The 9,194-nt window shown below is 68.8% G+C and carries 8 protein-coding genes; 5 read left to right on the top strand and 3 right to left on the bottom strand.

Annotation, left to right across the window (positions count from 1 at the left end; all coding sequences use genetic code 11):
* Positions 1-166: 166 nt before the first annotated feature.
* The 4 genes from BLW84_RS45470 to BLW84_RS45455 all read left to right on the top strand — a co-directional run bounded on the left by BLW84_RS45470 (position 167) and on the right by BLW84_RS45455 (position 5,620).
* The gene (locus tag BLW84_RS45470; protein ID WP_093278903.1) at positions 167-919 is read left to right on the top strand and encodes a type 1 glutamine amidotransferase; all 753 of its coding nucleotides are present in this window, start codon (positions 167-169) and stop codon (positions 917-919) included.
* 52 nt (positions 920-971) lie between these two features.
* The gene (locus BLW84_RS45465; RefSeq protein ID WP_093278901.1) at positions 972-4,013 is read left to right on the top strand and encodes a bifunctional [glutamine synthetase] adenylyltransferase/[glutamine synthetase]-adenylyl-L-tyrosine phosphorylase; all 3,042 of its coding nucleotides are present in this window, start codon (positions 972-974) and stop codon (positions 4,011-4,013) included.
* A 23-nt stretch (positions 4,014-4,036) separates the two neighbouring features.
* A complete protein-coding gene (locus tag BLW84_RS45460; protein WP_093278905.1) occupies positions 4,037-4,543 on the top strand; it encodes a GNAT family N-acetyltransferase in 507 nt (168 codons plus the stop codon).
* 216 nt (positions 4,544-4,759) lie between these two features.
* Positions 4,760-5,620: an SMP-30/gluconolactonase/LRE family protein gene (locus tag BLW84_RS45455; RefSeq protein WP_093278899.1), complete on the top strand. Its 861-nt coding sequence runs from the start codon at positions 4,760-4,762 to the stop codon at positions 5,618-5,620.
* A gap of 59 nt (positions 5,621-5,679) precedes the next feature.
* On the opposite strand, the gene glnA is transcribed toward BLW84_RS45455, so the two are convergent.
* The gene (gene glnA, locus BLW84_RS45450) at positions 5,680-7,104 is read right to left on the bottom strand and encodes a type I glutamate--ammonia ligase (protein WP_093278897.1); all 1,425 of its coding nucleotides are present in this window, start codon (positions 7,102-7,104) and stop codon (positions 5,680-5,682) included.
* Positions 7,105-7,321: 217 nt separating this feature from the next.
* Here glnA and BLW84_RS45445 point away from each other — a divergent pair, with 217 nt between their 5' ends.
* A complete protein-coding gene (locus tag BLW84_RS45445; protein ID WP_093278895.1) occupies positions 7,322-7,789 on the top strand; it encodes an RDD family protein in 468 nt (155 codons plus the stop codon).
* Positions 7,790-7,859: 70 nt separating this feature from the next.
* Here BLW84_RS45445 and BLW84_RS45440 read toward each other — a convergent pair whose 3' ends face one another.
* Both BLW84_RS45440 and BLW84_RS45435 read right to left on the bottom strand, forming a co-directional pair.
* A complete protein-coding gene (locus BLW84_RS45440) occupies positions 7,860-8,588 on the bottom strand; it encodes a DUF4191 domain-containing protein (protein WP_093278893.1) in 729 nt (242 codons plus the stop codon).
* Positions 8,589-8,760: 172 nt separating this feature from the next.
* A partial coding sequence (locus BLW84_RS45435; RefSeq protein WP_143061377.1) for an IS3 family transposase occupies positions 8,761-9,194 on the bottom strand: 434 nt, incomplete at its 5' end.

The following is a 9,194-nucleotide window of genomic DNA, read 5'->3' as shown; positions in this document are numbered from 1 at the left end:
ACTGCACTCGACAGGGTGTGGGAGAGTAAGACACCGCCGACACACTATTTAAAGGGGGCTCCCTTTTCTGGAAACAGAAAAGGGAGCCCCCTTTTATTTGCCATGAAGCGGGAACGCGCCCGAAAGGCCGTAGGCGGCCGTGCTGTCGGCACGTACGCTCACGGGCATGGGTGGTGTGCGGATTCTCGTTGTCCAACCGTCGAAGTTGGATCCGCCGGGCGAGCTCGGCGAGTGGCTGCTCGCCGCCGGCGCGGAACTCGACGTCGTGCTCCCCGCGGAGCAGGAACTTCCGGCCGGCTTCGACGATCATCAGGGTTTGGTCGTGCTCGGCGGCGAGATGGGCGTGTACGACGACGCGGAACACCCTTGGCTGGCCGGACTTCGCGCCCTGCTGAGCAAGGCCGTGGGTGAGCGGGTACCGGTGTTGGCGGTCTGCCTCGGTGCTCAGCTGCTCGCCGTGGCCACCGGCGGCCAGGTGCGCCCCGCTCGCAAGGGGCCGGAGGCCGGGACCTTGCTGGTCGCGAAGCGGGATGCCGCGGCGGAGGATCCGCTGCTCGGCCCGGTTCCGTTGACCCCCGATGTGCTGCAGTTCCACACCGACGAGATCTCCTCCCTACCGCCCTCGGCGCAACTGCTCGCTTCTTCGCCGAAGTGCGACAACCAAGCGTTCCGGGTCGGGGACTGCGCCTACGGGTTGCAGTTCCACATCGAGACGACGCCGGACATGGTGTTGGAGTGGGCCAGGCTGTCGCCTGAAGTGGCGGAGACGGTGCGGCCGGGGCAGCTGGAGGTCGAGCACCTGCGGGAGTTCCACGCCGACCTCGCCGAAACCTGGCAGCCGGTCGCCGAGCGCTTCGTCCGACTGGTCGCCACGCCGCCGGAGGAGCGGACCACCAGCAGGTTCCTGCCGTTGGCGTGATTGTCGTCAGGTGGGGTCTCCAACGGGATTCAACGCGGACTACGGTTCGAACATGGCGAACAGCAACTCGTCCCGATCGGGTTCGGTGCCGTCCACCGCGCGTTATGGATTCAGCGACGCGTCGCGTGCCGGGGACCAGTTGAGGCGAGTCGGCTGGTGGTCGGACACGGGCCCCGGGGAATCCGAGCCGATCGTCGCTGCGTTGTCCCGCACGCCGGACCCGGATCTCGCGCTGCTGTCGCTCGACCGGATTCGGGAGGCCGTCGGCTCGGGCTGGGCGGAGTTGTCGCGGGCGCTCGCGGACGACATCGGGCTGCGCGGGCGTTTGTTCGGCGTGCTCGGCGATTCCACGGCGTTCGCCGATCATCTCGTGGCGAATCCCGGTGACTGGCGCCGATTGCGCTCCGACACTGTTCAGCCGAGCACTCTCCATGAACGCACTGCGGTGCTGCTGGCGTCGGTCGAAGCGGACGGCGACGGAGTACCGGGAACAGAGGGCGGCCCGGTCGCGACGTTTCACGGCCCGGAGGCGGTCAGTGCTCTGCGCGGCACCTATCGCGGCTTGCTGCTGGACGTCGCCGGAAACGACATGGCCAGCGTTGCGGAGCCGTCGCTGCCCACGATGCCGTACGAGAGCGTCGCGGCGAACCTCTCCGATGTCGCGGTGGCCGCGCTTCGCGCGGCCCTGTCGGTCGCCGTCGCCGAGCTGCAGCGGTCGGGCGTGGACGAGGTTCCTCGGCTCGCGGTGATCGCGATGGGAAAGTGCGGCGGCCGGGAGCTGAACTACGTCAGCGACGTCGACGTCGTGTTCGTCGCCCACAGCGAGTCGGAGATCCCGGCGGCCACCCGGTTGGCCAGCCTCATGATGCGCGTGGCGGGTCCGGCGTTCTTCGAGGTCGACGCCGCGTTGCGGCCGGAGGGCAAGGCCGGCGCGCTGGTGCGGACGCTCGACGGGCACCTCAGCTACTACCGCAGATGGGCTCGCACTTGGGAATTCCAGGCGTTGTTGAAGGCGCGGCCGGTGGCCGGCGACGAGGAGCTCGGCGACCGGTACCTGGAGGCTGTGCAGCCGTTGGTGTGGACCGCCGCGGAGCGCGAAGGCTTCGTCGCGGACGTGCGGTCCATGCGGCGGCGGGTCGAGGAGCACGTCCCTTCGGAGTTGGTGGAGCGTGAGCTGAAGCTCGGCCGCGGCGGTTTGCGGGACGTGGAGTTCGCCGTGCAGCTGCTGCAGATGGTGCACGGCCGCAGCGACGGCTCGCTCCGCTCGAAATCCACATTGGACGCTTTGCTGGCGCTGGGCGACGGCGGCTACGTGGCCCGCGCGGACGCGGCGGACCTCGTGGACTCCTACCGGTTCCTGCGCACCGTGGAACACCGGTTGCAGCTGCGGCAATTGCGGCGCACCCACCTCTTCCCGCCGTTCGACGACGCCGATGCGCTGACGGTGCTGGCCCGCGCGGTCGGCTTGCGCTCCAGCGGCCGGAACACCGCGGCTCAGGCCCTGGTGGGCGAGTTCCGTCGGCACGGCAACAGGGTTCGCCGGCTGCACGAGAAGCTCTTCTACCGCCCGCTGCTGGAGGCGGTTGCGAAGGTGCCCACCGCAGCGCTGCGGTTGACCACCTCGGCGGCCGTCGAGCGGCTGGCCGCGCTCGGCTACACCTCGCCGGAAGGCGCGTTGCGGCACATCGGGGCGTTGACGGCCGGGATGTCGCGGCGGGCCAGCATCCAGGGCACGCTGCTGCCGATGCTGCTGGATCTGCTGGCGAACACGCCGGATCCCGACGGTGGTCTGCTCGCCTACCGCAAGGTTTCCGAGGCCTTGGCCGAAACCCCTTGGTACCTGCGGCTGCTGCGCGACGAGGGTGTGGTCGCCGAGCGGTTGGCCCAGCTGCTGGGCACCTCGAAGCTGGTGCCGGAACTGCTGGTGCGGGCACCGGAGGTGCTGCGGCTGCTCTCGGACACTTCGGCTCTCGCCGAGCGGGATCCGATGGAGGCAGCGGTTTCGTTGCGCAGCGCGGTCGCGCGGTACTCGGAGCCGCAGCGGGCGGTGTCCGCGGCTCGTTCGTTGCGGCGGCACGAGCTGCTGCGCATCGCGTGCGGCGACCTGCTCGGCCTGATGGAGCCGACCACGGTGTTCGGGGCCCTGTCGAGCATCTGGGTTGCCGTGTTGGAATCCGCGTTGGACGTGGCCGTGCGGGACGTGGCCAGCCGATCCGATGGCGAGGTCCCGGCGCGGATCGCGGTCATCGGGATGGGACGCCTGGGCGGCAACGAGCTGGGCTACGGGTCCGATGCCGACGTGATGTTCGTGTGCGAGCCCGTCGGCGAGGCCGACGAGCGCACTGCCGTCCGGTTCGCCACTTCCGTCGTGGAGCAGGTCCGGCGGCTGCTCGGCGCGCCGAGCCAGGATCCGCCGCTGGAGGTCGACATCGACCTGCGCCCGGAGGGGCGGCAAGGGTCGCTGGTGCGGACCCCGGATTCCTACCTGACGTACTACCGGCGGTGGGGCGAGGCATGGGAAGCGCAGGCCCTGCTCCGGGCGCGCGCCGTCGCCGGTGATCGGGACCTGGGCGAGCGGTTCTGCCGCTCGATCGACCTGATCCGGTATCCGGAGGGCGGGCTGGACGAGGCCAAGGCCCGGGAGATCCGGCGCATCAAGGCGCGGGTGGATTCCGAGCGGCTGCCGCGAGGCGCCGATCCGGCCACGCACACCAAGCTCGGGCGCGGTGGCCTGGCCGACGTGGAGTGGACGCTGCAGTTGCTGCAGCTGCAGCACGCGCACGAGTTCCCCGAGCTGCGAACCACTTCGACCGTGAAAGGGCTGCGCTCCGCGGCGGCCGTCGGCGTCCTGGAGGCCGGCGATGCCGACGAGCTCATCGAGGCGTGGACGCTGGCGATGCGCGTGCGCAACGCGGTGATGCTGGTGCGTGGCAAGCCCGACGACCAGCTTCCCAAGCACACCCGGGAGCTGAGCGCGGTTGCCGCCGCGTTGGGCTATCCGGCCGGCGTGGACACCGGTGAGGTCGTCGACGACTACCTCCGGGTCACGCGGCACGCCCGCGCCGTCGTCGAACGCGTCTTTTACGGCTCCTGATCGCGACGCCTAGGGTGGCGGACATGACTGATCGGCTTCGCAACGCGGAAGAGCACGACCACCGGCGGATCGTGGCGGCGATCGAGTCGTGGTGGACCGATTCCCGCAGCCCCGCCGCCGCTCGCGAATTGTCGCTGCTGGTGCCGCGATTGTTCCTGCAGCATTTCTCCGACACCAGCTTCGTGGCCGAGCGGGATGGCCGAATGACCGGTTTTCTGATCGGATTCCTGTCCGCCGACCGCGCCGCGGACGCCTACATCCACTTCGTCGGCGTCGACCCGGCGCTGCGCCGAAGCGGGCTCGCTCGCGCGCTATATGCCAAATTCTTCGATGCCGCTTCTCGTGCCGGGCGCGGCCGAGTCCACTGCATCACGTCCCCGGCGAACTCGGGGTCGATCGCGTTCCACCGGCGCATGGGATTCGAGCTCGTGCCTGGTGACACCGAGGCCGACGGGGTGCCCGTGCACCGCGATTACGATGGTCCGGGGCACGACCGGGTTTGTTTCGTCCGGGACATTTCGGGGCGTTGACCGGCGATCGTGCAACGTGGACCATTCGGGCAGCGGCCTGGTGAAATTGTTCCACCGCGCGCAGTTGCGGTAATCGAATAGGCCGGATGGTGCATCGCAGCTCCGGCGTCCCCATTGGACCATTTCCGGGAAACCCCGGTCGGCGGTCCCGAATTGCCGAATTCACCAGTAGCCTCGGCGATCGAGTGCGTGCGTGTTTCGGGATGGGAGAGGTCGATGTCCGAGGACTTCGAGCTGCTCGTCGACCGGCAGGCGCTGTGCGGGACGAGCCCGCTGTGGATGCCGGCGCTCAATTGCGTGTATTGGGTGGACCTGATGCGCCGCGAATTGCACACCTATCACCGGGATTCCGGTGTCGACGAGGTGCGGGTGCTGCCGGGCGCGGTGACCGCGCTGGGCGCGACCCGGCACGGGCAGTTGATCGCGGCCGCGGGGAACGGCTTCGCGCGGGTGTACCTGGGTCGCGCCGCGCTGGAGCCCGTCGTGCAGGTGCGCAACGGCGATCGGATGAGCGTTGGTGCGTGCGATCCGGCGGGGCGGTTCGTGGCCGGCACGCTGACGCACTCCCGCGACGTCCGCGCGAGCGCGCTGTTCGTCCTCGACGGCGACCGCGCGCGGCTGCTGGTCGAGGGGGTGACCGGCGCCGGTGGGCTGGCCTGGAGCCCGGACGGTACGCGGATGTACGTGGTCGACACGCGCGCGATCTGGGTCTACGACTACGACGTGGAGCGGGCCCGGGCGCTGTCCGGCAGGCAGTGGGTGGCTTGCGCGGAGTCGGAGGGCAGCCCGGAGGGCGTCGCGGTGGACGCCGAGGGCTGCGTGTGGGTCGCGATGCACTGGACCGGGCGGATCCACCGGTACGCCCCGAGCGGGGACCTCGAAACCGTGCTGTGGGCGCCGACCCGGCGGATCACCAGCCTGGCCTTCGGCGGGTCGCGGCTGGAGGAGATGTACGTGACGTCGGCGTGCTTCGGCTACGACGAGCCCGGGCTGCTCGGCGATCCCTGCGCCGGCGCGCTGCTGCGGTTCAAGCCCGGCACGGTCGGCGCCCCGCTGACGCCGTGGCAGGGCATCTGATGCGAAAGCGGGGTGGGGACCGGAAGTCCCCACCCCGCCTTGCTCGATCGCTCAGCCGATCACACGTCGAAGTACAGCGAGAACTCGTGCGGGTGCGGGCGGAGGCGGATCGGGTCGATCTCGTCCTCCCGCTTCAGCCTGATCCAGGTCTCGATCAGGTCGGGGGTGAACACGCCACCCTCGAGCAGGAAGTCGTGGTCGGCTTCCAGGTTGTCGATGACCTTCGACAGGCTGTCCGGCACGGTCGGCACGTTCCTGGCCTCTTCCGGCGGCAGCTCGTAGAGGTCCTTGTCGATCGGCTCGGCCGGCTCGATCTTGTTCTTGATGCCGTCCAGACCGGCCATCATCATCGCGGCGAACGCCAGGTACGGGTTGCCGGACGGGTCCGGGCAGCGGAACTCGACGCGCTTGGCCTTCGGGTTCGCACCGGTGATCGGGATCCGCATGCAGGCGGAGCGGTTGCGCTGCGAGTACACCAGGTTCACCGGGGCCTCGTAGCCCGGCACCAGGCGGTGATAGGAGTTCACCGTCGGGTTGGTGAAGGCCAGCAGGCTCGGCGCGTGGTGCAGGATGCCGCCGATGTAGTGGCGCGCCATGTCCGACAGGCCGGCGTAACCGGACTCGTCGTAGAACAGCGGGCTGCCGTCCTTCCACAGCGACATGTGGCTGTGCATGCCGGAACCGTTGTCGCCGAACAGCGGCTTGGGCATGAACGTCACGGTCTTGCCGTGCTGCCAGGCGGTGTTCTTGATGACGTACTTGAACAGCTGCAAGTCGTCCGCCGCGTGCAGCAGCGTGTTGAACTTGTAGTTGATCTCGGCCTGGCCGCCGGTGCCGACCTCGTGGTGCGCCCGCTCGATGGTGAAGCCCGAGCCGACCAGCTGCTTGACCATCTGGTCGCGCAGGTCCGCGAAGTGGTCGTACGGGGAGACCGGGAAGTAGCCGCCCTTCATCCGGGTCTTGTAGCCCCGGTTGCCGCCTTCCTCGTCGCGGCCGGTGTTCCACCAGCCCTCGACCGAGTCGACCTCGGCGAAGGTCTTGTTGGCGGCCTCGCCGAACTTGACCGAGTCGAAGATGTAGAACTCGGCCTCGGCGCCGAAGAACGCGGTGTCGGCGATGCCGGACTCGTTCAGGTACTGCTCGGCCTTGCGCGCGATGTTGCGCGGGTCGCGGCTGTAGGGCTCCAGCGTGAACGGGTCGTGCACGAAGAAGTTGAGGATCAGTGTCTTCTCGGCGCGGAACGGGTCGACGCGAGCGGTGTACGGGTCCGGCAGCAGCAGCATGTCGGACTCGTGGATCGACTGGAAGCCGCGCACCGACGAGCCGTCGAAGGCCAGCCCCTCGGTGAAGGCGTCCTGGTCGAACGCGGTCGCGGGCACCGTGAAGTGCTGCATCACGCCCGGCAGGTCGCAGAACCGGACATCGACGAACTTGACGTCCTCATCGGCGATGAAGCGCAGGACCTCGTCAGGATTCTTGAACAACCTCGGTGGCTCCTAACCGCACTCGTACAGCTCACCGACCGCCATGCCTTGGGTTCCGCCGGCTCGAAACCAACGTTATGTCAGGGGTGTTGCCCCGTCGTCACCCGAATGTTTCGCGGGCGTTAACTGCCGCCTGTTCGGGTGGTGGGGGTTGCGCGCAGTGGCCGAACGTGATGCTCCGACAGCGCCAGCGCGGGTGGCACGTACCCTGGGTGACGTGCGAAAAGTCGGATCGTGGCTGGACGGCCCGAAGAGCGCATTCAAACAGGCGCGCGAGCAGGCGAACGAGACCCGGCCCGAGTGGCGGGGCCAGAAGCTGGGGCTGCCCGAGAGCGGGCCAGGCGCCGCGGCGCCGGTGGGCCGGCGGATGGCGGCGTTCCTCATCGACATCGTGCTGGCCGCGCTGGTCGCCGCGTTGTTCACCGCGCCGGACTACCCGCAGAACTGGAGCCTGGTGGCCTGGGTGGTCATCACCGTGGTCCCGGTGACCTTCTTCGGGGCCACGCCGGGCATGGCGGCGATGCGGATCTGGGTCGCGCGGGTCGACGGCGCGGTCATGGTGGGGCCGTGGCGGGCCGCGGTGCGCTGCGTCCTGACGGCGCTGATCGTCCCGGCCGTGGTGTGGAACTTCGACGGCCGCTCCTGGCACGACCGGATCACCGGCACCATCGTCCTCCGCCGCTGACGGATCGCGACGCGAAAGAAGCGGGCCCGGGTTCTTCGACCCGGGCCCGCTTCGTCGTCCTCGTTGTTCGTTACTTCGCGCGGCGAACGGCGCGCGACACGTTCCGCATCTTGGCGCCCTGCGGCATGGGGCCCTTGGGCAGCGAGTTGCCCCGGCTGGCGAGCGCCGCGAGCCGGTTCTCGATCGCGTCGATCTGGGCCGGGCCGATGTTGCGAGGCAGCTTCATGATGCGCTGCTGCAGCTTGCTCAGCGGCACCTGGTCCTTCTCGTGGCCGACGGTGATCTCGTAGATCGGGGTTTCGCCGACGAGCCGGGAGATCCGCTTCTTCTCCTGCGACATCAGCGACTTGACCCGGTGCGGCGAGCCCTCGCCGACCAGCACGATCCCCGGGCGGCCGATGAGCCGGTGCACGGCGTCGAGCTGGGCGGTGCCCGACACGGCCTGGGTCAGCACCCAGCGGCCGCGCAGGTTGTCCAGGGCCCAACCGGCGGCGCCGGGCTGGCCGTCGGCCTTGCGGTAGACGGTCGACTGCACGCGCCGGCCGAAGATGATCACTGCGGCCAGCAGGCCGAAGGCCAGGCCGACCGGGAGGAACACCCAGTGCAGGCTCCAGATCATGCCCAGCAGGAACACCACGGCGGTCACGCCGAGGAACGCCCCGAGCATCAGCGGGAGGAGCAGCTTGTCCTCCCGGCGTTGCATCTTGAACGCCTCGAAGATCTGCTTGATCCGGCCCCGTGTTGCCTGGCGCCTTGCTTTGGCCGCCGCTTTCTTGGCGGCCTTGTCCTGCTTGGCCATGGTTTTCAGGATACGGCCCGGTCCGCGTCGGGTGCAGGTGCGGTCCGAGATGCGTGACCGACCCGTGAACTCCGACCCGAAAACACGGCCGGGTGAAGGGCGAAGGGCACCGCGGAGCGGCGTGGCCGCTCGGTGAAGTGGTCCCCGGGAGTTGGACTCGTTAAGTAAGAGTCTAGGCAGCGAGGGTCTGGGCTCGGTATTGCACCGGGCTCAGGCCCTCGCAGTGTGTGTGGCCCCGGTCGGTGTTGAACCAGGTGATGTAGTCATCCAGCGCGGTGGTGAACGCCTCAACGCTGAGATAGCGGGTGTGGTGGAACACTTCTTCTTTGAGGTGGCCGAAGAAGCTCTCGATGACGGCGTTGTCGTGGCAGTTGCCTGTGCGGGACATCGACTGGGTCGCGCCCACTCCGGCCAGCAGGTGCCGCCAGGAACGATGCTGATACTGAAATCCCTGGTCTGAGTGCACCAACGGTGCCTGGCCCTCGTCCAGAGTCGCCAGCGCGTCGCGCAGGGCGGAGTTGGTCAGCTCCAGGTTGGGTGAGGTACTCGTCGTATAGGAGATGATCTGCCGGTCGAACAGGTCCATCACCGGTGAGAAGTAGACCT

It is taken from the genome of Saccharopolyspora shandongensis, from assembly GCF_900106995.1.
GTDB classification, from domain to species: Bacteria; Actinomycetota; Actinomycetes; order Mycobacteriales; family Pseudonocardiaceae; genus Saccharopolyspora; species Saccharopolyspora shandongensis.
This window is presented reverse-complemented; position numbering and strand designations above follow the sequence as displayed.

Excerpts from the sequence above, each read along its gene's own strand:
- BLW84_RS45470 (WP_093278903.1), top strand. The coding sequence starts at position 167 with ATGGGTGGTGTGCGGATTCTCGTTGTCCAACCGTCGAAGTTGGATCCG.
- BLW84_RS45465 (WP_093278901.1), top strand. The coding sequence starts at position 972 with ATGGCGAACAGCAACTCGTCCCGATCGGGTTCGGTGCCGTCCACCGCG.
- BLW84_RS45460 (WP_093278905.1), top strand. The coding sequence starts at position 4,037 with ATGACTGATCGGCTTCGCAACGCGGAAGAGCACGACCACCGGCGGATC.
- BLW84_RS45455 (WP_093278899.1), top strand. The coding sequence starts at position 4,760 with ATGTCCGAGGACTTCGAGCTGCTCGTCGACCGGCAGGCGCTGTGCGGG.
- BLW84_RS45440 (WP_093278893.1), bottom strand. The coding sequence starts at position 8,588 with ATGGCCAAGCAGGACAAGGCCGCCAAGAAAGCGGCGGCCAAAGCAAGG.